Below are 25,395 nucleotides of genomic sequence, written 5' to 3' on the forward strand. Positions count from 1 at the left end.
ACGCCCTTCGCGCCACCACATGGCGCCGAAGGCGAGCAGCAGGATGCCGACGCCGGCGAAACCGGCAAAGAGCGGCAGCGTGTTGATGCCCTTCAAGACCGTCTCGTTGGTCATGCGAATCATCATGCGATCGTTGTCGGAGACGCGGACCTGGCCGCGCACCGGCAGGATCGGCGGCACGGAGATGGCGCCATTTGCGTTGGAGACGCGGGCGACGAGACCCTTGCTTCTGTCGGCGACCGGCTGCAGTACATCGGTCGTCGAGATCATCGCCTTGAATTCCGGTGCGTCGACGGCGCCGATATGGACAAGCGTCGACAGCCTACCGTTGCGGATTTCGAAGAGGCCGATTTCGTCCATCCTCTTCTCGGCCTTGTAGAGCCCCGGTTCGGACTGGGTGAGCGGCAGGGTTTCGGTCTTGCCGGACGGATAACGCACGGTGGCATTGCCAGGATTGTCGCCGATCGTCTGGCGGGTGACTTCAAGGGTCCGGCCGGAGGCGCGCGCCGTCAGCGCTTCTTCCTCGAGCGCCGGCTCCTTCATCAGCCAATGGGCGATACGGCGATAGAGCGAAACGTTCGGACCGCCGCCTTCGAAGCCGCGCGCCCAGAGCCAGCCCTGATCGGAAAGCAGCATGGCGACGCGGCCCTGGCCGGCGCGGTTCAGCACCAGCAGCGGGTGGTTGTCGGCGCCGAGCATGATCGTCTCGCCCTGCGGCCGGTCGACATCGACACTGCGGAACCAGCGGCCCCAATGCGGCGGGTCTTCGCCCGAACCGTCCAGACCGCGCGTGACCGGATGTTTGCGGCCTTCCTCGGAGAGGCGGGGATAGAAGGCCTTCTCGATCATCTCTCCGGTGGGCGTTGCGGGCAGGACCGAGGAAAGCGGCGTTAGTGCAATGGAATCGGGGCCGGCATGCTCGGGACCGGCGGCGATCAGCAGCGCGCCGCCGTTGTCGACATATTGCGCTATGTAATCGTAATAGAGCAGCGGCAGCACGCCGCGGTGCTGGTAGCGATCGAAGATGATCAGGTCGAAATCCTTGATCTTGTCGACGAAGAGCTCGCGCGTCGGGAAGGCGATCAGCGACAGTTCGTTGATCGGCGTGCCGTCCTGCTTTTCCGGCGGACGCAGGATGGTGAAGTGGACGAGATCGACCGAGGCATCGGATTTCAGCAGGTTGCGCCAGGCGCGCTCGCCGGCATGCGGCTCGCCGGAGACGAGCAGGACGCGGAGATTCTGGCGGATGCCGTCGATGACGTGGACAGCGCGGTTGTTGGCAGTGGTGACTTCGCCGGGAAGTGCTGCGACCGAGAATTCGAGCACATTGCTGCCGCCACCCGGCACCTTGAAGGAGAACGGCGTATCCTGCCCGGGTGTCGCCTGCAGGGTGGCGATCTCGTCACCATTCAGCTTTACCGTGACATCGGCTGTGCCGCCGGGGCTCGGGCCGTCGTCGAAGACGCGCAAGATCACCTGCTGCTCTTCGTTGACGATGCCGAAGCGCGGTCCCTTGATGACTTCGATACGGCGATCGAATTCGTTGGCCTTGCCGGTGACGAGGCCATGGATCGGCGCGTCGAAACCGAGCGCCTGATTGGCGCCCGGAACATCATGGACTTCACCGTCGGTCAGCATGATGGCGCCGCCGATACGGGCGGGCGGGACATCGGCAATGTTGGCCGACAGCGCGTCGAACAGGCGCGTGGACGGCACGTCGGAATTGACGTCGCCTTCGACATCGACGAAGCGGGGCTCAATCTGGGGGAAGCGGGCAAGCTGTCCCTTCAAGGCCGCAAGCGCATCGTCGGTCATCTTGACGCGATCAGGCGTCTGCTGGCTCTGGCTTCGATCGACAAGGACGGGAACGATCGTCGACAACTGATCCCGATCTTCCTGCAGCAGCACAGGATTGGCAAGCGCGGTCAGCATGGCGAGCGCTGCCAGTGTTCTGATCCAGGCGCCACGAATGCCGCGCCAGATCGCGAAGGCGGCGATAACAGCGCTGACGACAGCCAATGCAGCCAGAACCGACCAGGGCAGGAAGGGCGAAAAGTCGAATGTCATCTCATTGTCCTAACCGTTCGAGGAGGTCGGGAACATGGACCTGGTCGGTCTTGTAGTTGCCGGTCAGCATGTACATCATGATGTTGACGCCGGAACGGTAGGCATATTCGCGCTGCGTTTCATCCGACGGTACGGTCGGCAGTATCGGTACGCCGTTTTCGTCGATCGCCCAGGCGCCGGCGAAATCATTGCCGGTGATCAGGATCGGCGAAACGCCGTCGGCCGTCGCCGCCGATTTTTCGCTCGGCCCCTGACCGCCTTGCCGGGCCTCGATCCAGAGAGGGCTGCCGGCATAACGACCGGGAAAGCTCGACAGGAGATAGAAGGATTTCGTCAGCACGTGATCTGATGGTACCGGCTCGAGTGCCGGAATGTCGAGATTGGCGAGGATTGCCTGCAGCCTCTCACCGTTGGCGCTGACATTGCCGCCATTGTCCAATGCGCTGATCTGATCGCGCGTATCGAAAAGCACGGTGCCGCCATTGCGCATATAGGCATCGATACGGCTGATCGCCGCCGAAGACGGCATCGGCGCCGTCGCCGAAACCGGCCAGTAGATGATCGGATAAAAGGAGAGCTCGTCTTTGGTGAGGTCGATGCCGACGGGCGGCGCCGGCTCCAGCGTCGTGCGAAAAGTCAGGAACTGGGTCAGTCCCTCGAGACCGCGCTCGGATATATTGTCCACGTCCTGTTCGCCGGTGACGACATAGGCGAGGTGGGTGTTATCAAGTCTTTGCAGGATGAGGTCGTCGCCGGGCTGGGAGTCGTCGGCGTGAAGCGTGCCGGGTTGGATGAGAAAGCCGGCGCAGACGGCGACCGCGATCATCGCGGCGGTGCGGACAGCCGGGCGCAATCGCGAGAATGCGCCATTCATGAAGAGGACGATCAGGCTATCGGCCAAGAGCAGCAGAAAGGCTGCGAGAAAGAGTGCGGGTTTTGCCGACCAGCTTTCGCCGCCGATCAGGCCTTCGCGCACGGCATTGGTTCCTGTTGTGTCGAGTGGTTTCAGTTCGGCGTTCTCGGGCAGCACGTTCAGGGAGGTGAAACCGTCCTCCGAACCGTAGAGCCCGGGAGGGTTGTCGAAATTCGCCGTCGGTTCGACTCCTGCCTGCGGAATGAGCGGCCGTGCCGATCCCGTTTCGGAGACCAGCGTGCCCTTGGCCGTCAGCATGCGGAATGGCGGCAGGGTTTCGGAGACACGCACATTGCCGCGCGCCTCCGATGTCACGCCGCCAGAGCGCGATATCTGCAGGAGGTGGCGGAGCATGTCGACGAAAGTGCCTGAGATCGGCAGATCGGACCAGGTCGCTTCCGCGGTGACGTGAAACAGGACGATCTGACCGGATGCGAGCTGCTTCATCGTGACGAGCGGCGTGCCGTCAGCCAGGCTTGCCCAGGTGCGTTCGGCAAGATCGGGTGTCGGTTCGGCAAGCACTTGCCGCTTGACGACGACATCGGCGGGACGCGTTATGCCGGCGAAAGGCCCGAAACTCGGAAATTCGGCAAGCGACTGCGGCTCACTCCAGGACAAGGTGCCGCCCAGCGCCCGTTCTCCCTGACGCAGGATGACAGGGATCAGCGGATCGTCCGCAGGGGCTGCTGCCATGCGCGGGCCGGCAAAACGCAGAAGCATGCCGCCATTCGATATCCAGCGCGTCAAAGGCTCGTAGGTCTCCTCCGGCAGCCGGCCGATATCGGCCATGATAATGATGGAGGGATTGCTGGTGAGAAGTTTTGGTATTGCGACCGAAAGATCGGAATCGGCAGGTTGGATCAGATCCGCATAGGGTTGCAGCGCCCGCTGGATATAATAGAGCGGCGAGAGCAGCGGCTGGAACTCGTCCCCTCCTTCACCTGACAGCAAGACGACGCGGCGGCGCTTGAATGCGTCGTCGAGAAGGTGGACGGCGCCTGCCGTCGCGCCATTGTCGACGCTGACGCGCGCGAAATCGTTGCGCATCTCGAAGGGGGCGGTGATCGAACTCGTCGCGACGCTCTGGCCGGGGCGGAAATCCGCCCTGCCATTGGCGATCGAGCGGCCCTGGGTATCGACGGCGTTCAGCGCTACCGATGCTGCCTGCGAACTGTTGAGCCGCGTGACCTTGACGGTCATGGCATCCGCCGCATTGTTGGCCGCCGTGATCGCGACCGTCCGCGCGGCATCGCCCTCGATCAGGCGCAGATCTGCGGGCTGAAGTTCGGCGAGCCTGCGCGCCGTCGCGTCGTCGGCCTTGGCGGCGGCGCCGTCGGTCAGGAAGGCGAGGGTGCCGGGCTTGATGCCGTTCAGCGCGGCGCGCAGCGCCTGGAAGGCACGTTCGCGGTCCGGTACCAGCGGTCGCGGCTCGGCGGCGCGCAGCTTGTCGCGGGCGGCAGCGGCGGTGCCGGGCACGGCGTCGTTGGTCGGATCGGCAGTAAAGGCGATCGACACAGGCGTGCCGGCGGATTCGGCGTCGTCTATCAACGCGTCGGCGGTCTGGATGCGGCGCTCCCAGTCGGGTGCCGCTGCCCAGCTATTGTCGACGAAGAGGACGAGCGGGCCACCTGATGCGAGCGAACTGGTGCGCGGATTGAAAACCGGATCGGCGATCGCAAGGATGATGGCGGCGGCGAGCAGCATGCGCAGCAGCGTCAGCCACCAGGGGCTTTGCGCCGGCGTCTCCTCGCGCTTCAGCACGGAGGCGAGGATTTTCAGCGGCGGAAAGACTTCGGTCTTCGGACGTGGCGGCGTCAGCCGCAGCAGCCACCAGATGACCGGCAAGGCGACGAGCGCGCCGAGAATGGCGGGATAGGCGAAAGCGAAGGGAAGGGCGTTCATAGCTGCCCTCCATGCGTTGCCTTGGCCGGCATGCCGGACAGATACATGTGCACCGCGACCAGCGCCTCCGACGCAAGATGATCGGTGCGGTGGCTCGCGAAAGTCCAGCCGAGATGGCGCAGCGACTGGCCGAGGCTCTCCCTGCGGGCGAGGTAGGCGTTGCGATAGGCCTCGCGGATATGTTCGGCGCGGCCGGAGATAAGTTTGGCGCCGCTCTCCGGATCGGTGAATTCGGTGCGGCCGCTATAGGGGAATATCTCTTCGGCGGGATCTGATATCTCGACCACGTGGCCGCGTAGGCCGCGGCGGGCAAGCGGGCCGAGCCGTTCCATGATTGCCGGTGCATCGTCGAGGAAATCGCCGATAAGGACGAGGTCGCTCCAGCCGCGGATCATCGCCGTTTCCGGCAGGCCGCCGGTCAGCGGCGTGTGCATGAGAGCGGATGCGAGGCGTTCGGCGGCGTTACGGGCGGAAGCGGGTTCCATGATGCCGGGGCAGCCGATGCGCTCGCCGGAGCGGGCGAGGATTTCGGCAAGCGCCAGCATGATGACCAGCGCGCGGCTTTCCTTGGAGACGTTGCCATAGCTCGACTTGTACATCATCGAGGGCGACATGTCGCACCAGAGCCAGATCGTATGCGCTGCCTCCCATTCGCGCTCGCGCACGTAGGTATGGTCGTCGCGGGCGGAGCGGCGCCAATCGATGCGCGACAGGCTCTCGCCCTCGGCATAGGGTCGGAACTGCCAGAAATTCTCGCCGATGCCGCGCTTGCGGCGGCCATGCCAGCCGGCGATCACCGTGTTGGCGATGCGCTTGGCTTCCACCAGGCAGTCCGGCACCAGGGCGGCCCGCTGCCTGGCGCGGGAAAGGGCATCGCTGCCTGACGTCGGGTTGACGATCTGTCCGATAGATGCCACGCGTCCGGCTTCCTTATCCCTTTGCCTGCTTGACCAGTCCGGCGATGACGTCACGCACCGACATGCCTTCGGCGCGGGCGGCGAAAGTCAGCGCCATGCGGTGCTGGAGAATGGGTTCGGCGAGCGCGAAGATATCGTCCAGAGACGGTGCGAGACGGCCTTCGTAGAGCGCGCGGGCACGCGCGCAGAGCATCATCGCCTGGCCGGCGCGCGGGCCGGGACCCCAGGCGACGTTCTTGTCGGTCGAGGCATTGCCCTGTCCGGGGCGGGCGGAACGAACCAGCGCCAGGATGGCATCAACGACCGTGTCGCTCACCGGCATCTGGCGTACCAGGGTCTGGATCTCGATCAGCCGCTGGGCATCGATGATGGCTTCCAGCCGGGTTTCGCCCAGGCCCGTCGTCTCAAGCAGGATCTGGCGCTCGGCGGCGAGTTCGGGATAGTTGACGTCGACCTGCAGCAGGAAGCGGTCGAGCTGGGCTTCGGGCAGAGGATAGGTGCCTTCCTGCTCGAGCGGGTTCTGGGTGGCGAGCACATGGAAGGGCGCCGGCAGGTCATAGCGCTGGCCGGCGATCGTGATGTGATATTCCTGCATGGATTGCAGAAGGGCCGACTGGGTACGCGGCGAGGCACGGTTGATCTCGTCGGCCATCAGGAGCTGTGCGAAGACCGGGCCCTTGACGAAACGGAAGGAGCGGCGTCCACTATCGTCCTGGTCCATTACCTCGGAGCCGAGAATATCCGAGGGCATCAGATCCGGCGTGAACTGGATGCGGTTGGCGGCAAGGCCGAGCACCTCGCCGAGCGTGGTCACCAGTCTGGTCTTGGCAAGGCCGGGAACGCCGACGAGCAAGGCATGACCACCGGACAGCACAGCGAGAATGGTGTTCTCGACGACGCTTTCCTGACCGAAGATCACTTTCGAGACTTCCCCGCGAATGGCGGCGATATCGGAGAGCGCCTTTTCGGCGGCGGCGACGATCGCCTTTTCATCGAGGCTGGCTTCGGTCTTCATCATACCCATGCGTATCTCCAACGGCTGAAATCATTCGGCAGCGAATCGGCGGACTTATACATGTGCCTCATACCCGATAGAGTTATGGAGATGTGACGGGCTGACAAGTTCGTTGCGAATGACTATCTCGTGACTTTACTTCGTTAAGGACAAACCGGGACGGAAGAATGGCAGCCGAGGAAATCAGCGGACAGGCGGATGCGGCGGGACTTGCCGCACTGATTTCGCGCGCGTCTCAGGAAAATGCCGGTAAAAAACGAGGATTACCGCCGGTCGAGCGGTGGAATCCGCCTTTCTGCGGCGATATCGACATGGAAATCCGGGCTGATGGTTCCTGGTTCTACATGGGCACACCGATCGGCCGACCGGCGCTGGTGCGGCTGTTCTCGACGGTTTTAAGAAAAGACGACGACCAGAAGACCTATCTCGTAACTCCTGTGGAAAAGGTCGGTATAAGGGTCGTCGACGCGCCTTTCATCGCCGTGGAGATGAGCGTGACGGAGGGGCACGGCCGACAGGTGCTGACCTTCCGCACCAATGTCGGCGATGTCGTGGAGGCGGGAGGAGAACATCGGCTGCGCTTTGCCATTGCGGGCGAGAATGCCGAATTGAAACCCTATCTGCATGTGCGCGGGCGGCTGGAGGCGCTGGTGTCGCGTGCGGTGATGTATGAACTGGTGGCGCTCGGCGAGACGATCGAGGTCGAGGGACAGGCGATGTTCGCCGTCCGTTCGGCCGGAGAAGTCTTTGCGATGATGCCGGCCGATGAACTGGATGCGCTTTCCCGATGAATGATGCGATTACCCAACGTTATCCGCTGTTTTCCGCAGCCGAATTCCGCCGCCGCGCGCTCAACCAGAATGGTGGGCCGGTCGATCATGCCTGGCGCGATCACGGGGACCACATCCTCAATCCCGATATCGTCGCCGAGGTCGAGACCTTCAAGCTGCGCGACGCCGCCGTGCTCGTGCCCGTCGTCGACAACGGCGAGGAAGCGCATGTGATCTTCACCAAGCGCACGGCGACGCTGCGCAAACATTCCGGGCAGATCGCCTTTCCCGGCGGCTCGATCGATCCAGCCGATATCTCGCCCGAAATGGCGGCGATCCGAGAAACGGAGGAAGAGATAGGCCTGGCCGGTTCCTTCGTCGAAACCGTCGGGCGGCTGCCGAATTACCTTGCCTCGACGGGCTTCCGCATTACGCCGGTGCTCGGCGTCGTCTCGCCGGGCTTTGCGCTGACGCTGAACCCGACCGAGGTGGACGACGTGTTCGAGGTGCCGCTTTCCTTCCTGATGGATCCTGCAAATCACACCCGCGACAGACGTGTCATCGACGGCATCGACCGGCATTTCTATCGCGTGCCCTATGAAACCAGAATGATCTGGGGCATCACCGCCGGCATCGTCCGCACGCTTTACGAAAGGCTTTATGCATGACCGGCATCGCCGACCAAGCATGGTTCCGCGACCCGGCCCTTGGCCGGATCTTAGCGCTTCTCAACGCCGATGGTGGGGCCGATGGCGGGGAAGCTCGGGTGGTTGGCGGAGCGGTGCGCAACAGCCTGATGGGCCTACCGGTCAATGATGTCGACATCGCCACGACACTCAGACCGGAGGCGGTGATGGAGCGGGCGGCGGCTGCCGGCATCAAGGCAGTCCCAACCGGCCTGGAGCACGGCACGGTGACGCTCGTCATCGACGGCAAGCCCTTCGAGGTGACGACCCTTCGCACCGACGTCGAGACCGACGGACGCCATGCCAAGGTTGCCTTCAGCACGGACTGGAAGGCAGATGCCGAACGGCGGGATTTGACGATCAACGCGCTCTATGCCGATGCAAAGGGCGAGGTGGTGGATCTCGTTGGCGGGCTTGCCGACATCGAGACGCGCAACATCCGCTTCATCGGTGATGCCGCAAGGCGTATTGCCGAGGATCATTTGCGTATCCTGCGCTTCTTCCGCTTCTTTGCCTATTACGGTTCCGGGCGGCCGGATGCCGAGGGGCTGAAGGCGTGTTCCGTCGCGCGTTCGAAACTGACGACGCTTTCGGCAGAACGCGTCTGGTCTGAACTGCGAAAGCTGCTAGGTGCTGCCGATCCTGGCCGGGCGCTGCTCTGGATGCGGCAGGTGGCAGTGCTGACGGAAATCCTGCCGGAATCGGAACGATGGGGGATCGATGCGATCCCTTCGCTGATCGCCACCGAAAAGGCGCTCGGCTGGACGCCCGATCCTTTGCTGCGCCTTGCGGCGATCGTGCCGCCCGATGCGGCGCGCATGGAGGCGCTCGCAGCCCGGCTCAAGCTCTCGAATGCGGAAGCGGCTACTCTCAAGGCCTGGACCATGGCAGCGCCCGTTAATGACGAGATGTCGTCGGCCGCCTTCGAACGGCTGCTTTACCGCAACAGCACCGACGGCATCTCGACACGGCTGAAGCTGGCGCTTGCGGTTGCGCGCGGCAAGGCTGAAAGCGATTTCGATGAAATGGCGCGGTCGGCGCGGCTTATCAAGCTGCTGGACAGGGCAATGCACTGGAAGAAGCCACAGTTTCCGCTGAACGGCGGCGACGTGATTTCGGCAGGAATCGCGTCCGGCCCGCGCGTCGGCGAGCTGCTTGCCGGCCTGGAAAACCAATGGGTGGAGGAAAACTTTGCTTCCGACCGGGCGGCGCTGCTCGCCCGGCTGCAGGAACGCGTGCAATAATCAGGCGGCGGTCGCTTCGTCACGGATGCGAGCCTTGATATTATCCACCATGTTCTCGCGGATCGTGGTTTCGCCGTGAGCATCTTTCAGGTGCTCGACGGCACGGCGGACCACCTCGGCGTCACTATCCGCTCGTGTATGCCAGGCGCAGCCCGGAACGAGAGTGCCGCATTCGAAAAGTCGCATGGTCTTCTCCTCTGTTCGAAACACAACGACGATCGCGATCTTACGCGATTTATGAATGTGCGGGGGGAGGGAAGGTTCCGGCCGGCAATCGACATGCCGGCCAGTGAAGGCCGTGTCAGTCGGGCATCGCCCATGCTTTGTAGGTATCCAAGAGGTGGCCGGGCATGTTGCTGTTGGCGGCCGCTGCTTCGTTCTGCAGCTGTTCCGGCGACTTTCCGCCAGCCAGCTGCAGCTTGACCTGCTCGATGAAGCAGGACAGCGGCAAATCCGAGCCGCTCTTGGCCCGCAGTTTCTCGGCGATGCGCGTCAGAAACTCGGACGTGTCGATCGTGCGGGATGTTTCCTCGACATCCGTAGACGTTGGCGAGCCACTTTGTATCGTCATGACAATCCTCCTCCGATTGTTACGCACATACATATAAAGTTAGGACTCACTGAGTTTTCGTGAAGGTCTATCACCTCGAATTTATCGATGAGATATCACAGTTTCATGGCCAGCGGACGACGGGGGGCAACGAAGAGAGAATGGATTCAACGTTGCCGCCGGTCTTCAGGCCGAAGATCGTGCCGCGATCATACAGCAGATTAAATTCGACGTAGCGGCCTCGGCGGATCAATTGTTCGTCGCGATCGACCTCTGTCCACAATTTATTGAAGTTGGAGCGGACGATTTTTGGATAGACCATGGCGAAAGCCCGGCCGACATCACGCGTGAAGGCGAAATCGGCGTCCCAGCCGCCGGCGTCCTCGCTTGAATGCAGCCAGTCGTAGAAGATGCCGCCGATGCCGCGGGCCTCGTTGCGGTGTTTCAGGAAGAAATATTCGTCGCACCAGGCTTTGTACGCATCATAATCGGCGACGGCATGATTGCGGCAGGCGATCTCCATGGCCTTGTGGAAGAGCTGGCTGTCTTCGTCCTCCTGCGTGCGGCGGCGCGACAGCACCGGCGTCAGGTCGGCGCCGCCGCCGAACCAGCGGCTGGTGGTGACGACCATGCGAGTGTTCATGTGCACGGCCGGAACGTTTGGGTTCACGGGATGGGCGATCAGCGAGATGCCCGAGGCCCAGAAACGCGGATCGTCCTTGGCGCCGGGTATCTGGGCGCGGAAATCCGGGGCGAATTCGCCGTAGACAGTGGAGGTATGGACGCCGACCTTTTCGAAGACGCGGCCTTCCATCATCGACATCCGGCCGCCGCCGCCGGCGCCGTTTTCGCGTGACCAGTCCTTGGCGACGAAGCGGCCGGGCTCCTGGTCGGAAAGCGGTCCTTCCAACTCATCCTCGATGGCTTCGAAGGAGGCGCAGATCGTATCGCGCAATCCCTCGAACCAATTGCGGGCGGCAGCCTTCTTCTCTTCGATATCGTCAGGCAAGCCGATCGGCAGTTCCGGTCTTTCCATTTACGCCTCCAACTGTCGACATCTCCTTTAGAGGCGACTCGCTCATTCTTGATTGCTCGCCATGATTAGCAGTTGGTGCCGCATCTCGCCAAGCCGAGGCAAGCACCGCCGAGCACTTCCAAGATTCGACTCGCAAATCAAGAATTTCGATACTACCTTTTCCGAGGAGGTAGGTTTGATGAAGAATGTTCCAGGGCCTCCGTCCTTCGACGGCCTGAAGCGCAGGATAGCGAGACATCGGGCGGAAAATCCCCCGAGCAAGAAAGACCATTTCGTGCGTGAGACATATTGCCTCGGCCTCATGGACGCACGGGCCAAGGCGCGTGAATGGTTCGACGAATATCCGAAAGCCGCCTACTGGACCGAGGTGGAAAGCTGGCGCCAGCTCGACGGCGATCAGATCGAATTCACCATGCGCCGCCTGCCTTCGGCCGATTGACCGTCACTTCGCAGTGGCGCGCACGCGGCTTTCGATCAGCAGGCCGCTTTCATCCATGATCGGATGTGCCACGGAAACGATGTGGGCGTTGATGCGCTTCAGGTCGCGCAGCATGTCGAGATGCAGCGAACTCGTCTGCAGGCTGTCGGCGCGTCCGTCACGTAGGCGTTCGAGGTGGCGCTCGGCAGACTGTTTCTCCATCCGGCGCACCTCGACCTTCACCTCCATCATCTGGCGCGCCAGATTGAAATCGCGGGTGACGAAGATCGTCTGGGCGACGCGCAGATTGTCGATGGTCAGGTCGAACAGCTTGCGTAGTTCCTGATGACCATCCTCGGAAAATTTCAGGCCAAGGGAGATCTTCTTCGCCACCTGCTCCAGCAAGCCCTTCTCGATGATATCGCCCATATGTTCGAGGTTGATCGCATAATCGATGACGACGATCGAGCGGCGGGCGTTCTCGTCGCTGAGACCCTCGCGGCCAAGCTTCGAGAGATAAACTTTCACCGCCTGCTGCAGCCGGTCGACGCGCTCTTCGAGGGCGGATATCTCGGCAAGTTTCGATGCGTCGTTACGCTCGAAGGCTTCGGACACCCGGATCAGCATGCGCTCGATCAGGTCGCCAACGCCGAGCACTTCGCGGGTGGCGCTGGCAAGGGCCACGACCGGCGTCGAAAGCTCCTGCGCATCCAGATATTTCGGGGCGCTGTCAGGCTCGGCCTGATCCGGCACCAGCCGGGCCATCAGGGCGGCGAGCGGCCGGGAGAATGGCCAGGCCAGCGCCGCCAGCAGAAGGTTGAAGGCAAGATGCGCATCGACGGGCAGCTTGGCAGGGCCGAAGGGCAGCATTTGGATGAGTTCCGCGCCATATCCCGCCAGCGGCAGGGCGATGAGGCAGCCGAGCGTGCGGACGGCGAGATTGCCGAGGGTGACGCGCCGAGCCGAAGCCGGCCCGGACAATGTCGCGACAACAGGCGGTATTGCGCCGCCGAGGTTGGCGCCGAGCACGAGCACGATGACAAGTTCGGCGGAGACCATGCCGGCCGAGGCGAGCGACAGGATGAGCACCACCACCGCAAGGCTCGACGAGGACGCGAAGGCAAGTGCTGCCGAGACGATCATCGCCACGGGCAGGGCGCCGTCCAGCAGGCCGATGAAGGCGGCAAGGGCGGGAGAGGCGCGCATCGGTTCCGTCGCAAGGCCAAGGAGGTGCAGCGACAACAGCATCAGCCCGATGCCGATCAGCGCTGTGCCGCCGCCCTGGCTGGCGCTGGAACGGCCGCGGCAAAGCACGATGCCGGCAAGGATCAGAAGCGGAGAGAGCCATTCGATGCCCGTTGCCACGATCCAGGCGGTGATCGCGGTGCCGACATTGGCGCCGAGCAGGACAATCTGCGCCATGCGCGGCTTGATCAGGTCACGCTCGACGAAGGAGGCGGTCATCAGCGCCGTTGCCGTGGAGCTCTGCAGCGCGATGGTTGCGACGAGTCCTGACAGGAAAGAACGAAGGCTGCCGCGCGTGCCCGTCGCCAGACCTGTTCTCAGGCGGGCGCCGAAGGCCCTGGACACGCCATCCTTTACCTGCGCGAGGCCGAACAGCAGCAGAGCCACGGCGCCGAACAGGTTGATCATGATGATTGTAGAGTCCATTTTATTGTTTTTATTCTTCTTTCACAGATCTGGAGAAATGCGGTTTTCCTCACATGGCCATTCCAACTTGTTGGAATCATGGAGGCCAATGCTGAATTTTTGATTGCCCGGCTAATAAATATACGCCGGTTTGACGGATAGACAACGTTATTTTGCGACATATTCGGGAGCGGATCGGCAATTCCGCCAGCTTTGCTCCGCCAGCGCCGGTGTCCGTCAGGCCCAGACGGTTTGGCGCATCGCCTCGCCGACGATCATCGCGGCCGAGACGGCGAGGTTGATCGACCGCTGGCCTTCGATCATCGGGATCAGCACGCGCGCATCGGCTGCTTCATGCACCTGATCCGGCACGCCGGCGCTTTCACGACCGAAGAGCAGGACATCGTCCGGGCGGAAAGCAAGATCGGTGTAGCGCTCCGCAGCCTTGGTCGAGGCGAGGATCAGGCGGCGGCCGGTGGTCAGACGCCATGCCTCGAAGCGGTCCCAACTGACATGGCGGGTGAGGGCGACGGCGGCGATATAGTCCATGCCGGCCCGTTTCAGGTTGCGGTCGGAGATGTCGAAGCCGGCGGGTTCGATCAGATCGACAGCGAAGCCAAGACAGGCGGCGAGACGCAGGATGGTGCCGGTATTGCCTGCTATATCCGGCTGATAGAGTGCCAGTCTGAGTGAAGTCATGATGCGCCATCTTCCCGCTTTCGCCGCTCAAGGCCTAATGCAACTGTGATTTCGGCGCAACAGGGCGCGTTTTGACCCGAAGAGATGAAATTTTTGGCACAACAGGGCTGGAAAATTCCTCGTTTTCGCGTTATCGGTGCATATCTTCAATCGCCAGCAAGGAGCGCCAGAATGAATATTTTGCTGTATGTGCGCCTCCCGGCCATGATGCCAAGCAGTGCGATTTTCCGCCGATAGGGCGGGTTTCTTCCCTGAATTTCCTTTTTTGATCCATTGTGCGGCTGTCTCAGCCTCGCCCCTTGAACGTTCGGTTCCCATATGTGCTTGCATAGCGCTGGGATGGCGCGAAGCCGGGAGCCGGAACGCTGACGTTTCGGAGCAATTTCATGTTTGGCTGGTTCGAACAGCGACTCAATCCCTTTCCAAGCGAGGACCCTGTCGCCCCGCCGAAAGGTCTCTTTGCCTTTTGCTGGCATTACAGCAAGCCGGCTGCGCCCTGGCTCGGCCTGATGGCCGTGCTGACCGCGCTGATCGCTATCGGCGAAGTGGCGCTCTTCCAGTTCCTCGGCGACATCGTCGACTGGCTGACCAATGCCGACCGCGCCACATTCCTGGAGAGAGAAGGCCACAAGCTTTTCTGGATGGCGGCGCTGGTGCTGATCGGCCTGCCTGTGGTCGCCGGGCTCGATTCGCTCATCATGCACCAGATGATGCTCGGCAATTATCCGATGATCGCACGCTGGCAGATGCACCGCTTCCTGCTGCGCCACAGCATGTCATTCTTCGCCAATGAATTTGCCGGGCGTGTCGCCACCAAGGTGATGCAGACCTCGCTTGCCGTACGCGAAACGGTGATGAAGATCCTCGACGTCTTTGTCTATGTCGTCACCTACTTCCTGACGATGATCATCGTGATTGCGGCGGCGGACTGGCGGCTGATGATCCCGATCCTCGTCTGGCTCGCGGTCTATATCAGCATCGTCGCCTATTTCGTGCCGCGGCTTCGCAAGATCGCGGCGGCGCAGGCGGATGCGCGTTCGATGATGACGGGCCGCGTCGTCGACAGCTATACGAATATCGCGACGGTTAAGCTGTTTTCGCATGCGGGCCGCGAGGAGGTCTATGCCAAGGAGGGCATGGACGAGTTCCTGCAGACCGTGCACAAGCAGATGCGCAAGGTGACGCTCTTCCACATCTTCGTCTACGTGAACAACTGCGTTGCGCTCTTCGTCATCTCGAGCCTGTCGATCTGGTTCTGGCTGAACGGGGCCATCTCGGTCGGCGCCATCGCCATCGCTATCGGTCTTGCCATGCGCGTCAACGGCATGTCGCAATGGATCATGTGGGAAGTCTCGGCGCTGTTCGAGAATATCGGCACGGTCTATGACGGCATGGAGATGATGAGCAAACAGCACGACATCGTCGACAAGCCGGACGCACCCACCCTGACGGCGAAGAAGGGCGCGATCCACTACGACCGCATCCGCTTCCACTACGGCAAGAGCAAGGGCGTCATCGACAACCTGTCGCTCGACATCAAGGCAGGCGAGAAGGTCGGTCTGGTCGGGCGCTCCGGTGCCGGCAAGACGACGCTGATGAACCTGCTGCTGCGCTTTTATGATCTTGAGGACGGCCGCATCACCATCGACGGGCAGGATATCGCCGGTGTCTCGCAGGAAAGCCTGCGTTCGCTGATCGGCGTGGTGACGCAGGACACCTCGCTGCTGCATCGCTCGATCCGCGACAACATCGCCTATGGTCGTCCCGAAGCGACGGACGACGAGGTGATCGAGGCTGCCAAACGCGCCAATGCCTGGGAGTTCATCGAAGGGCTCGTCGACATGCAGGGCCGCGCGGGGCTCGACGCGCAGGTCGGTGAACGCGGCGTCAAACTGTCAGGCGGCCAGCGGCAGCGCGTCGCGATCGCCCGCGTCTTCCTGAAGGACGCGCCGATCCTGGTGCTCGACGAGGCGACCTCGGCGCTCGACTCGGAAGTCGAGGCGGCGATCCAGGAAAACCTCTTCGCCTTGATGGAGGGCAAGACGGTGATCGCCATCGCCCACCGGCTGTCGACGCTGACGGAGATGGACCGGCTGATCGTGCTCGACAAGGGCCGGATCATCGAGGCCGGCTCGCACAGCGAACTGATCGAAGCAGGCGGTATCTATGCCGACCTCTGGAACCGCCAGTCCGGCGGCTTCCTCTCCGATCACGCCGACGAAGCGGAAGTGGCGGCGGAATAAGAAGAATGAGGCCCTCCCTGCGAAAGCGGAGAGGGCCTCTTTAATTCTTAGGATGGCTATAAGCTTGCCGGACGATTGCTGAAGGCCTGACTGCGTCTGCCTCTTATCCGTTCACAGACTGTCGGCCCAATCGATCACGCGGTGAGTTTCGACGACCACCATGGTGTTGGCGGCGGCGATCGTGCGCAGCGCGACGAGGCGGCGGTGCTCCTCCTGATCGATCCAGGTGGCAATGGCCTCGGCGACGATCTCGTCGCGCGGCAACCCCAGGACGAATGCCAGGGCATCCAGCCTTTCTGCAAGCGGAAGCGGAATATGCACATCGAGCATTTTCGTTTCCATGGAAGTGGTCTCCGGTAAAGCGCGATCGTAACGTGAGATTGTGACCGGTTCGGGGGCATTCAATGGGTATGCCGCCGATGTTACCATTAATTACCAAAATATAAGGTTTCGGTCGCTTTTCATTCCCTTTGCCGGTCCGGTTATTCCGCCTATATCGCTTCTATGTTCCTAAGCCCCATCCTCCGCCGGTTCGAAACCTGGATCGATCCGTTCCGCCCACGCGCCAATCTCCAGCCGCCGCGCTCGACGCTCGGATTCATCTGGTTCTATATCGGCCAGGCGAGGATGCCGTTCATCGCCATGCTCGTTCTCGGCGGCGCGTCGGCGGCGATCGAGGCTGCGCTCTTCTGGTTTGTCGGGCGGCTCGTCGATATCCTCGGCAGCATCACGCCGGGTGCCGGCTGGAGCGGCCTTCTCGCAGCCCATGGCGGCGAATTGTTCGGCATGCTCGCCCTCATCGGGCTGGTGCGCTTCGTCATCGCCTTCCTGATCGCGCTCGTCGATCAGCAGGTGATCACGCCGGGCTTTTACAATCTCGCACGTTGGCAATCCTATCTCCACGTCTCCAGGCAATCCTTGTCGTTCTTCCAGAGCGATTTCTCCGGACGCATCGTCACCAAGGTCTGGTCGGCGGGGCAGGCCACCGGCGATCTCGTCACCTCGCTGATGGAAAGCGTCTGGTTCGTCGGCATCTATGCCGTAACGACGCTCGTGCTCGTCGCCCGGCTGGACTTTTCCCTTGCCGCCGTCGTGCTGTTCTGGCTTGGCGCCTTCAGCCTGCTGGCGCGCCACTTTGTCCCGCGGATCCGCCATCATTCCCGCGAAACGGCGGAAGCCGGATCGATGCTGAACGGCAGGATGGTCGATTCCTACAGCAACATGCAGACGCTGAAGCTGTTTGCACGCGACGAGGAGACCGACCGCTACATGCGGCAAGGCTTCGATATCTATCAGGATACGGTGCTGCGCTTCACGCGGTTCATCACCGGCGTCAGGGCCTCGATGGCGCTGCTCTCCGGCCTGATGATCGTGACGATGGCGGGACTGAGCGTCGATCTCTGGCTGCGCGGCCTCATCAGCTCGGGTGCGGTGGCGTTTTCGCTGGCGCTGGTGCTCAGGCTGAATTTCCTGCTCGGACGGTTGATGACGCAATTCAACGGCATCATGCGCAACCTCGGCACCATCCAGAACGCTGCCGAGCTGATCTCCCAGCCTCTGGGGCTCGTCGATCGGGCTGATGCGAAGACCCTGATAATCCGGCAGCCCGGTGTCCGCTTCGACAATGTTTCCTTCCGCTACGGCAAGGGCCATCAGCCGGTCGTCGAGAATTTCTCGCTGACCATCCGCCCGGGCGAAAAGGTCGGGATCGTCGGCCGTTCGGGCGCGGGGAAATCGACGCTGATGAACCTGCTGCTGCGCCTCTACGATATTCAGGACGGCCGAATTCTGATCGACGGCCAGGATATTGCAGCCGTGACGCAGGAATCTCTCAGGATGCAGATCGGCGTCGTCAGCCAGGACACCTCGCTGCTGCATCGTTCGGTGCGTGACAACATCCTGTTCGGACGGCCCGATGCCGGTGAGGAGGGGCTGGTCGAGGCGGCCAGGCGCGCCGAAGCCATCGACTTCATCGAACGCCTGCAGGATCAGCAGGGCCGCAGAGGTTTCGATGCGCATGTCGGCGAACGCGGCGTCAAACTGTCCGGCGGGCAGCGGCAGCGTATCGCCATTGCCCGCGTCATGCTGAAGGACGCGCCGATCCTCGTTCTCGACGAGGCGACATCAGCGCTCGATTCGGAAGTGGAAGAAGCCATCCAGTCCAATCTCCATCGGATCATGGAAGGCAAGACGGTGCTTGCGATCGCCCATCGGCTGTCGACGATCGCCGCGCTCGACCGGCTGATCGTCGTCGATCTCGGACGGATCATCGAGGAAGGCAGCCATGACGCACTGCTTCGCCACGGCGGGCTCTATGCCGAACTTTGGGCGCGCCAGTCCGGCGGCTTCCTTGCTACGGACGAGGATGCGGGCTCAAGGGTCGACGACGAATTCCGCCATGAGGCCAAAATGATTTGATCCGAAGCCGTTCTCGATGCGGCGGACCGATTTCAGCCGCAGCGGCGCCCGGGTAAAGATATGATCGATAGGAATACCGAAGGCGCCGGCGCGGATCGGCCATGTCGCGGGCTCCAGCGATGCCGTGCCCAAGCCTTGAGTGCGCATGAGATACTGCACGTCGGGCGCCAAAATCGACGTATTGAAATCACCGGCAAGGACGAGCGGTCCCGAAAGGGAAGGGATGATCTCTGCTAGATCCCAGATTTCGAGGCCGTGGAACTCGTCGTAATAAGGTTTTGTCAGGTGCGCGGCGAGGAAATTGACCTTCTGGCCATCGAAATCGATTGTCGAGATCGTCAGCCGGTTGCGCCAGAGCAGGCCGAGATTGCGGATGCGGGGTTCGATCAGCGGACGCTTCGACAGCACCAGCGTATCGCATTGTTCCATGCCGACACCGCAGCCGATATAATAGGGATAGGTCTTCAACAACCGCGGCAGTTCCGACAGCAGCGGCTCGGCCTCCAGGATGTTGACGACATCGGCGCCTGAGGCGATGACCATGTCGGCGATGTCAGGGCCGTTTGCGAAATTATCGTTCTCGATATTGAAGGACATTAGCCTGAACAGGGCCGTGCGGCTCTCCTCGACTGATGGTTCGGCGAATTCGCGCATCATCACGATGCCATGGACTGCAAGAACCACCGATACTGCTAGGGTCAGCAGGCCATACCAGTGCCGCTTGACGAGAAGGGCAGCGACCGAGGCCACCGCGCCGGCTGCCGCCAGATGAACCTGGAAGCTGTAAAAGAAGGACAGTAAATAGAAATCGGTGATGTATCGCAAGGAGATAATGGCGAGAACGAGCGTCGTAAGAACGCTGAATACGCAAAAAATCGTGGCTCTCATCCGCTCCGGTCCGGCTCACTGGCATGGCTCGGACTGCGCCTATCACGAGGGCATTTTTGTTGCAATGCAACATAATGGCAAGCGCGTGTTTGCCTTAAAAAATTCATCCGAAATTTCCCGCGACATTGTGCCCTCATCCCCTTGCCAAGGCTGGACATAATTTGCGATCAAGCATAGAACGCGCCGGATTGCTGGGGAATCTATGGCCGAATTGTGTCTAGAGAGATTCGCCGGTAGAGGGGTAGGGCGGAATTCCGCGAAAATTGCGCAGAGGATGTTAGCCGTGAGCGAACACGAAACGACAAGCGAGGGCACGGGCGAACCCACTCGCCGTGATTTCCTTTATCTCACCACTGGTATGGCGGGCGCCGTCGGCGCCGTCGCGGTCGCTTGGCCGTTCATCGATCAGATGCGTCCTGACGCTTCGACGCTTGCTCTCGCCTCCATCGAAGTCGACGTTGCCAGCCTCGAGCCCGGCATGTCGCTGACAGTCAAGTGGCGCGGCAAGCCGATCTTCATCCGCAATCGCACGCCTGAGGAAGTGGAAGCGGCAAACGCCGTCCAGCTTGCTGATCTGAAGGATCCGATCGCGCGCAATGCAAACCTTCCTGTCGACGCTCAGGCAACGGGTGTTGACCGTTCGGGCGGCAAGGGCAAGGAAAACTGGATCGTCATGATCGGCACCTGCACGCATCTCGGCTGTGTGCCGCTCGGCCAGGCCGGCGAATACAATGGTTGGTTCTGTCCCTGCCATGGCTCGGTTTACGATACGGCCGGCCGCATCCGGAAGGGTCCTGCGCCCGAGAACCTGGCGATCCCGACCTTTTCATTTGTGTCCGATACCAAAATCAAGATCGGTTGAGGGGAGACTGATATATGAGTGGCCATTCCAGCTACGAGCCATCAACCGGCCTCGAGAAATGGGTCGATGCGCGCCTTCCACTGCCGCGCATGGTCTATGACAGCTTCATCGCCTACCCGGTTCCGCGTAACCTGAACTATGCCTATACCTTCGGCGCCATGCTCGCCGTCATGCTGGTGGTGCAGATCCTGACGGGCGTCACGCTCGCCATGCATTACGCCGCTGAATCGTCGGTCGCCTTCAACTCCGTTGAAAAGATCATGCGCGACGTCAACCAGGGCTGGCTGCTGCGCTATATGCATGCCAACGGCGCATCCTTCTTCTTCGTTGCCGTCTACCTGCACATCGCCCGCGGCCTCTACTACGGCTCCTACAAGGCGCCGCGAGAAATTCTCTGGATTCTCGGTGTGGTCATTTATCTCCTGATGATGGCGACTGGCTTCATGGGTTACGTTCTGCCCTGGGGCCAGATGTCCTTCTGGGGTGCGACCGTCATCACCGGCTTCTTCTCGGCCTTTCCCCTGATTGGCGAATGGTTGCAGCAGTTCCTACTCGGCGGCTTTGCCGTCGAACAGCCGACGCTGAACCGCTTTTTCTCACTGCATTACCTGCTGCCCTTCATGATCGCCGGCGTCGTCGTCCTGCACATCTGGGCGCTGCACGTCGTCGGCCAGACGAACCCGACGGGCGTCGAGGTCAAGACGAAGACGGACACGGTGCGCTTCACGCCCTATGCGACAATGAAGGATGCGCTCGGCGTATCGGTGTTCCTGTTGGTCTATGCCTATTTCGTCTTCTACATGCCGAACTTCCTCGGCCATGCCGACAACTACATCCCGGCCGACCCGTTGAAGACGCCAGCCCACATCGTTCCGGAATGGTACTTCCTGCCGTTCTACGCGATGCTGCGTTCGATCACCTTCAACGTCGGCCCGATCGATTCCAAGCTCGGCGGCGTGCTCGTGATGTTCGGCGCGATCATCGTGCTCTTCTTCCTGCCCTGGCTCGATACCTCAAAGGTCCGTTCCGCCGTCTACCGCCCCTGGTACAAGCTGTTCTATTGGCTGTTCGTGATCAACGCGATCATCCTCGGCTGGCTCGGCTCGCAGCCGGCGGAAGGCCTGTTCACCACGATCTCGCAGATCTGCACACTCCTCTACTTCGCTTTCTTTCTGGTCGCGATGCCGGTTCTCGGCTTGGTGGAAACACCGCGCCGCATCCCGAATTCGATCACCGAAGCGGTGCTCGAAAAGCGCAACAAGACCGCAGCGGTCAAGGCATAAGCGAGCGACGGAAGGGAATAGAAATATGAAAACGCTTGTTACAAGCATTCTCTCGTTCGCATTCGCCGCCGGTCTCGGCAGTGCGGTGCTGGCCCAGGAGGCGACGCCCGCCAACGGTGCGGCTCCGGCCCATCACGCGGAAGGTGAGACCCCGCATTATCCGCTGAAGCATCCGAAGGAGGAGGAATGGTCTTTCGCCGGTCCGTTCGGCCATTACGACAAGGGCCAGCTCCAGCGCGGCCTCAAGGTCTACACGGAAGTCTGTGCAGCCTGTCATTCGATGAAGCTCGTGCCTTTCCGCACGCTCGACGAACTCGGCTATTCCGAGGCGCAGGTGAAGGCCTTCGCCGCGAATTACGAGGTCCAAGACGGTCCCGACGCCAGCGGCGAGATGTTTACCCGCAAGGCGGTTCCTTCCGATTACTTCCCGTCGCCTTTCCCCAATGCTGAAGCCGCGGCTGCTTCCAACAATGGCGCGGCTCCGCCCGATTTTTCGCTGATCGCCAAGGCCCGCTCAGTCGAGCGCGGCTTTCCGCAGTTCGTTTTCGACATTTTCAAGCAGTATCAGGAAGGTGGCCCGGATTACATCCACGCGCTGCTGACCGGCTATGAAGAGCCGCCGGCCGGTTTCCACGTGCCGGAGGGTGGACATTATAACCCTTATTTCAACGCTGCCGCCGTGCTTGCCATGCCGAAGCCGCTCTCCGACGGGCAGGTGACCTATGACGACGGCGCGCCGGCGACGGTCGACCAGTATTCAAGGGATGTTTCCGCCTTCCTGATGTGGGCCGCCGAGCCGCATCTAGAGGAGCGCAAGCGCACCGGCTTCATGGTCATGATCTTCCTGGCGATCTTCACGGTGCTGATCTACCTGACGAAGCGCTCGATCTACGCCAACAAGGAACACTGAGCGTTCCCGATCGACATTCAAAAGGCGGCCTCTGGCCGCCTTTTTTGTTGGTTCCGCCCCTGGCAATTGATAGGGTGCGGCCCAGTTTCATGCCCTCGCAGAATATGGACTTTCCATGAACAATACGACTTCGGAGCTAGCAGCCAGCATCCGCTCCATTCCCGACTATCCCAAGCCCGGTATCATCTTCCGCGACATCACGACGCTGCTCGGCAACCCTCGGGCTTTCCGCCGGGCGGTCGACGAACTCGTGCAGCCCTATGCGGGCACGAAGATCGACAAGATCGCCGGCATGGAGGCGCGCGGCTTCATCCTCGGCGGCGCGGTGGCGCACCAGCTTTCCTCAGGCTTCGTACCGATCCGCAAGAAAGGCAAGCTGCCGCACGAGACCGTGCGCATCGCCTACAGCCTGGAATATGGCGTCGACGAGATGGAGATGCATCGCGATGCTGTCCAGCCCGGCGAGAAGGTGATCCTCGTCGACGACCTGATCGCCACCGGCGGCACGGCGGTCGGTGCCACGAAGCTGCTGCGCCAGATCGGCGCGGAAGTGGTCGGCGCCTGTTTCGTCATTGATCTACCGGATCTTGGCGGCCGCAAGAAGCTGGAAGAACTCGGCGTCGTCGTGCACACGCTGGTCGAATTCTCCGGCCATTAAGCCCTCGTCCTGCTGCCTGCAGCGTCAGTCGAATTCGAGCACGCCGCTTTCGAAGCGGATAACGGCATCGCCGTTTTGATTGACGCCCTCGCAGAGGATGGTGTTGAGGTGCCATCCCGGCCGCGACGCGAGCGCCCGGCTGGAGAGGAAGGCGACGGAATAGGTCACGACGTCGCCGACGAAGACCGGCCGTAACCATTGCAGTTTCTGGAAACCGGGTGATGGGCCGAGGTTCGGCGACGTCTGGCCATTTTTCGCAAGTGCGGCGCTCTGTCTTTCCCAAAAGGCGAGGAAGGTTCGCATCCAGGCGGCGGTGGTGTGCCAGCCCGAGGCGCAGAGGTCGCCGAAGAGGGTGTCCTTGGCAGCTTCTTTGTCGACGTGGAAACGCTGCGGATCGTAGCGCATCGCGAAACGGATGATGTTTTCCTCGGTAAAAATGTAGCTGCCGATCTCGGCCTTCTCGCCAACCGCGTAAAGCTCGGACATCCTCATGCTGATGTCTCCGGGTTTATGCCGATATCGGCGGGGCGGGCGCGCATGCCGAACATGACCGAGTTCTCCGAGACGCAGACGAGTTCGCCGCGCTGGTTTTCCACCTCGTGGCGAAACTTGACAATGCCCATGCCGGGGCGCGATCGCATCGGCCGGGCTTCAAGCACGGTCGAGTTGCCGGACAGCGTGTCGCCGGCAAGCACCGGCTTTCGCCATTCCATCAGATCGACGCCCGGCGCACCTTCGCAGAGCGAGTGCAGCACATAACTGTCGGCCATCATGCGCATGAACATCGAAGAGGTATGCCAGCCGGAGGCGGCAAGGCCGCCGAGAATGCTGGCGCGGCCGGCAGCCTCATCGAGATGCATCGGTTGCGGGTCGAATTCGCTTGCGAACTCAATGATTTCCTCGGTGGTCACCAGCTTCGGGCCAAGCGCGAAGCGGCGGCCGGGCTGGAAATCCTCGAAGGAAAGCTTTTCTGCCGACATTCGCTCCTCCCGCCATATGCAGCGCACAATGCTTACAATAGCATCCGCGCGGGCTCAATGATTCCGGGGAGATAAACCGGCATGACTGAACTAAGGTCGATACTCGACGAGGCCGTGCGCCAGGAGCTGATTTCGCCGGAGGCGGGCGGGCGGCTTTTGCCGTTCCTGACGGAGCGCGGGGTCGTCGTCGCCGGGCGCGGTGTTGGCGTCGCTGAGGCACTGCCGGCAATGGCGGCGGAGGGGCAGGTCTGGTCGGATACCGAGACGCCGCGTTTCGTGCGCGGCTTCCACGACGTGCTGATCACCATTGGCGTCGTGGTGGCGCTTGGCGGCCTCTGGGGGCTTGCCGCACTTTATGCCGTGCTGCCTGCAATCATCGTGCTTTCGGAAATCCTGGTGCGCCGCCAGCGGCTCGCTTTGCCGGCCGTCGGCCTGACGATTGCGCTGCTCTGCTGGACATTCCTGCTGATGTCCTTCTTCTTCAAGCCGGTAACATCAGCCTTCAATGATATCGGGGCGGAGGCGACGCAGTTCGTCGCCGGCTTCCCGATCATTCTCGGCCTCTATTATGCCCGGTACCGCGTGCCGCTGGCGCTGGCGCTCTGCATCATGTCGGCCCTTGCGCTGGTGCTCACCCTGCTGTTGCGCCTCATGCAATGGGCGAGTGGCGATCCGCAATTCTTCTCCAACCATCCCCTCCTGCTCGCGGTGGTCTTCCTCGTTTGCGCGCTCGGGCTGTTTGCAACGGCGCTCTATTTCGACCTCGGCGACCGGTTGCGCCGGACGACACGCTCCGATATCGCCTTCTGGCTTCACCTCGGCGCGGCGCCGGCTCTGCTCTTCAGCGTAAGGCTGCTGATTTCATTCGACGGCAATTTGCTCGATGTTGCCCAGACCGTGTCGATCAAGACGCCCATCATTGTTATCAGCGTGGCGGTGTTGATGCTGATCGGCCTTGTCATCGACCGGCGCGCCTTCGTCACGTCAGGCCTGCTGTCGCTCGGTTTTGCGATCTACGGCATTTTCCGGCAAGGGAGTGCGACGGTTGATACCTATATCTTCACGACCCTGATCGTCGTCGGAGCGATCGTGCTCATCATCGGAACAGGCTGGATGCCGCTGCGCCGCATCGTGCTGCGGGCGCTGCCGGCCGCCATTTCGCAAAGACTGCCGCCTGCCGTCTTGGCGGCGACCCCATAAAGCTACGTCGCCCGATCTGCTGAGCAGTTGGGCGACGTAGCATTGGCCGGGATAGCAGCGGTTTCCGGTTAGAGCGGTTCAGCTTT

The 25,395-nt window shown here is 61.8% G+C and carries 24 protein-coding genes; 11 read left to right on the forward strand and 13 right to left on the reverse strand.

Going from position 1 to position 25,395, the window contains the following annotated elements; all coding sequences use genetic code 11:
- The 4 genes from HX899_RS10985 to HX899_RS11000 form a co-directional block, all read right to left on the reverse strand.
- Nucleotides 1-2,067 (reverse strand): hypothetical protein (locus HX899_RS10985; RefSeq protein ID WP_064651963.1); only part of this gene is annotated, 2,067 nt, incomplete at its 3' end.
- A 1-nt stretch (nucleotide 2,068) separates the two neighbouring features.
- A complete protein-coding gene (locus tag HX899_RS10990) occupies nucleotides 2,069-4,882 on the reverse strand; it encodes a DUF4159 domain-containing protein (protein WP_181292435.1) in 2,814 nt (937 codons plus the stop codon).
- Nucleotides 4,879-5,799, reverse strand: coding sequence for a DUF58 domain-containing protein (locus HX899_RS10995; protein WP_181292436.1), 921 nt, complete (start codon nucleotides 5,797-5,799; stop codon nucleotides 4,879-4,881). Before HX899_RS10995 ends, HX899_RS10990 begins: the two co-directional genes overlap by 4 nt.
- Before the next feature lie 13 nt (nucleotides 5,800-5,812).
- Complete coding sequence (locus HX899_RS11000; RefSeq protein WP_181292437.1) at nucleotides 5,813-6,823, reverse strand: MoxR family ATPase; 1,011 nt, start codon at nucleotides 6,821-6,823, stop codon at nucleotides 5,813-5,815.
- Between the two features lie 158 nt (nucleotides 6,824-6,981).
- Here HX899_RS11000 and HX899_RS11005 point away from each other — a divergent pair, with 158 nt between their 5' ends.
- Genes HX899_RS11005 through HX899_RS11015 form a run of 3 tightly spaced genes read left to right on the forward strand, consistent with a single transcriptional unit; the run spans nucleotide 6,982 to nucleotide 9,514 of the window.
- Complete coding sequence (locus HX899_RS11005; protein WP_181292438.1) at nucleotides 6,982-7,605, forward strand: DUF1285 domain-containing protein; 624 nt, start codon at nucleotides 6,982-6,984, stop codon at nucleotides 7,603-7,605.
- Nucleotides 7,602-8,252 (forward strand): CoA pyrophosphatase, encoded by a 651-nt coding sequence (locus HX899_RS11010; RefSeq protein ID WP_181292439.1) that lies wholly within the window; start codon nucleotides 7,602-7,604, stop codon nucleotides 8,250-8,252. The genes HX899_RS11005 and HX899_RS11010 overlap by 4 nt, the downstream gene beginning before the upstream one ends.
- Nucleotides 8,249-9,514, forward strand: coding sequence for a CCA tRNA nucleotidyltransferase (locus tag HX899_RS11015; RefSeq protein ID WP_181292440.1), 1,266 nt, complete (start codon nucleotides 8,249-8,251; stop codon nucleotides 9,512-9,514). Before HX899_RS11010 ends, HX899_RS11015 begins: the two co-directional genes overlap by 4 nt.
- Here HX899_RS11015 and HX899_RS11020 read toward each other — a convergent pair whose 3' ends face one another.
- From HX899_RS11020 to hemF, 3 genes are all read right to left on the reverse strand, one after another.
- Nucleotides 9,515-9,700 carry a DUF1059 domain-containing protein gene (locus tag HX899_RS11020; protein ID WP_003561358.1) on the reverse strand — a complete coding sequence of 62 codons (186 nt, stop codon included), beginning with the start codon at nucleotides 9,698-9,700 and terminating at the stop codon, nucleotides 9,515-9,517.
- A 115-nt stretch (nucleotides 9,701-9,815) separates the two neighbouring features.
- Complete coding sequence (locus HX899_RS11025) at nucleotides 9,816-10,085, reverse strand: hypothetical protein (protein ID WP_181292441.1); 270 nt, start codon at nucleotides 10,083-10,085, stop codon at nucleotides 9,816-9,818.
- A gap of 103 nt (nucleotides 10,086-10,188) precedes the next feature.
- Nucleotides 10,189-11,100: an oxygen-dependent coproporphyrinogen oxidase gene (hemF, locus tag HX899_RS11030; protein WP_181292442.1), complete on the reverse strand. Its 912-nt coding sequence runs from the start codon at nucleotides 11,098-11,100 to the stop codon at nucleotides 10,189-10,191.
- A 178-nt stretch (nucleotides 11,101-11,278) separates the two neighbouring features.
- Here hemF and HX899_RS11035 point away from each other — a divergent pair, with 178 nt between their 5' ends.
- Entirely contained in the window at nucleotides 11,279-11,539 is a 261-nt protein-coding gene (locus HX899_RS11035) for a hypothetical protein (protein ID WP_181292443.1), read from the forward strand.
- Between the two features lie 3 nt (nucleotides 11,540-11,542).
- On the opposite strand, the gene HX899_RS11040 is transcribed toward HX899_RS11035, so the two are convergent.
- Nucleotides 11,543-13,189, reverse strand: a complete 1,647-nt coding sequence (locus tag HX899_RS11040) for a Na/Pi cotransporter family protein (RefSeq protein ID WP_138386917.1) — start codon at nucleotides 13,187-13,189, stop codon at nucleotides 11,543-11,545.
- A 216-nt stretch (nucleotides 13,190-13,405) separates the two neighbouring features.
- The gene (locus HX899_RS11045) at nucleotides 13,406-13,867 is read right to left on the reverse strand and encodes a tRNA (cytidine(34)-2'-O)-methyltransferase (protein ID WP_181292444.1); all 462 of its coding nucleotides are present in this window, start codon (nucleotides 13,865-13,867) and stop codon (nucleotides 13,406-13,408) included.
- A gap of 386 nt (nucleotides 13,868-14,253) precedes the next feature.
- Between HX899_RS11045 and HX899_RS11050 the strand changes: the two genes are divergently transcribed.
- On the forward strand, nucleotides 14,254-16,110 hold the full coding sequence (locus HX899_RS11050) for an ABC transporter ATP-binding protein (RefSeq protein ID WP_181292445.1): 1,857 nt from the start codon (nucleotides 14,254-14,256) through the stop codon (nucleotides 16,108-16,110).
- A 111-nt stretch (nucleotides 16,111-16,221) separates the two neighbouring features.
- Here the strand turns inward: HX899_RS11050 and HX899_RS11055 are convergent, their stop codons facing one another.
- Entirely contained in the window at nucleotides 16,222-16,452 is a 231-nt protein-coding gene (locus HX899_RS11055) for a CopG family ribbon-helix-helix protein (protein ID WP_138330385.1), read from the reverse strand.
- Between the two features lie 162 nt (nucleotides 16,453-16,614).
- Between HX899_RS11055 and HX899_RS11060 the strand changes: the two genes are divergently transcribed.
- Nucleotides 16,615-18,528, forward strand: a complete 1,914-nt coding sequence (locus HX899_RS11060) for an ABC transporter ATP-binding protein (protein WP_181292446.1) — start codon at nucleotides 16,615-16,617, stop codon at nucleotides 18,526-18,528.
- Here the strand turns inward: HX899_RS11060 and HX899_RS11065 are convergent.
- Complete coding sequence (locus HX899_RS11065) at nucleotides 18,484-19,416, reverse strand: endonuclease/exonuclease/phosphatase family protein (protein ID WP_181292447.1); 933 nt, start codon at nucleotides 19,414-19,416, stop codon at nucleotides 18,484-18,486. The two genes, HX899_RS11060 and HX899_RS11065, sit on opposite strands and share 45 nt — an antisense overlap.
- Before the next feature lie 283 nt (nucleotides 19,417-19,699).
- On the opposite strand from HX899_RS11065, the gene petA reads away from it, so the two are divergent.
- The 4 genes from petA (at nucleotide 19,700) to HX899_RS11085 (ending at nucleotide 23,129) form a co-directional block, all read left to right on the forward strand.
- The gene (petA, locus tag HX899_RS11070) at nucleotides 19,700-20,278 is read left to right on the forward strand and encodes a ubiquinol-cytochrome c reductase iron-sulfur subunit (RefSeq protein WP_003541752.1); all 579 of its coding nucleotides are present in this window, start codon (nucleotides 19,700-19,702) and stop codon (nucleotides 20,276-20,278) included.
- A 14-nt stretch (nucleotides 20,279-20,292) separates the two neighbouring features.
- Nucleotides 20,293-21,561 carry a cytochrome b N-terminal domain-containing protein gene (locus HX899_RS11075; protein WP_138330389.1) on the forward strand — a complete coding sequence of 423 codons (1,269 nt, stop codon included), beginning with the start codon at nucleotides 20,293-20,295 and terminating at the stop codon, nucleotides 21,559-21,561.
- Nucleotides 21,562-21,586: 25 nt separating this feature from the next.
- Nucleotides 21,587-22,471 carry a cytochrome c1 gene (locus tag HX899_RS11080; RefSeq protein ID WP_181292448.1) on the forward strand — a complete coding sequence of 295 codons (885 nt, stop codon included), beginning with the start codon at nucleotides 21,587-21,589 and terminating at the stop codon, nucleotides 22,469-22,471.
- 115 nt (nucleotides 22,472-22,586) lie between these two features.
- The gene (locus HX899_RS11085) at nucleotides 22,587-23,129 is read left to right on the forward strand and encodes an adenine phosphoribosyltransferase (RefSeq protein ID WP_003561340.1); all 543 of its coding nucleotides are present in this window, start codon (nucleotides 22,587-22,589) and stop codon (nucleotides 23,127-23,129) included.
- 24 nt (nucleotides 23,130-23,153) lie between these two features.
- Here HX899_RS11085 and HX899_RS11090 read toward each other — a convergent pair whose 3' ends face one another.
- Both HX899_RS11090 and HX899_RS11095 read right to left on the reverse strand, forming a co-directional pair.
- Complete coding sequence (locus HX899_RS11090; protein ID WP_181292449.1) at nucleotides 23,154-23,621, reverse strand: MaoC family dehydratase; 468 nt, start codon at nucleotides 23,619-23,621, stop codon at nucleotides 23,154-23,156.
- Entirely contained in the window at nucleotides 23,618-24,109 is a 492-nt protein-coding gene (locus tag HX899_RS11095; protein ID WP_181292450.1) for a MaoC family dehydratase, read from the reverse strand. The genes HX899_RS11090 and HX899_RS11095 overlap by 4 nt, the downstream gene beginning before the upstream one ends.
- Nucleotides 24,110-24,190: 81 nt before the next feature.
- Between HX899_RS11095 and HX899_RS11100 the strand changes: the two genes are divergently transcribed.
- Nucleotides 24,191-25,309, forward strand: coding sequence for a hypothetical protein (locus HX899_RS11100; protein ID WP_181292451.1), 1,119 nt, complete (start codon nucleotides 24,191-24,193; stop codon nucleotides 25,307-25,309).
- Nucleotides 25,310-25,395: the final 86 nt, after the last annotated feature.

The organism is Rhizobium sp. WYCCWR 11146 (genome assembly GCF_013591995.1).
GTDB classification, from domain to species: domain Bacteria; phylum Pseudomonadota; class Alphaproteobacteria; order Rhizobiales; family Rhizobiaceae; genus Rhizobium; species Rhizobium indicum.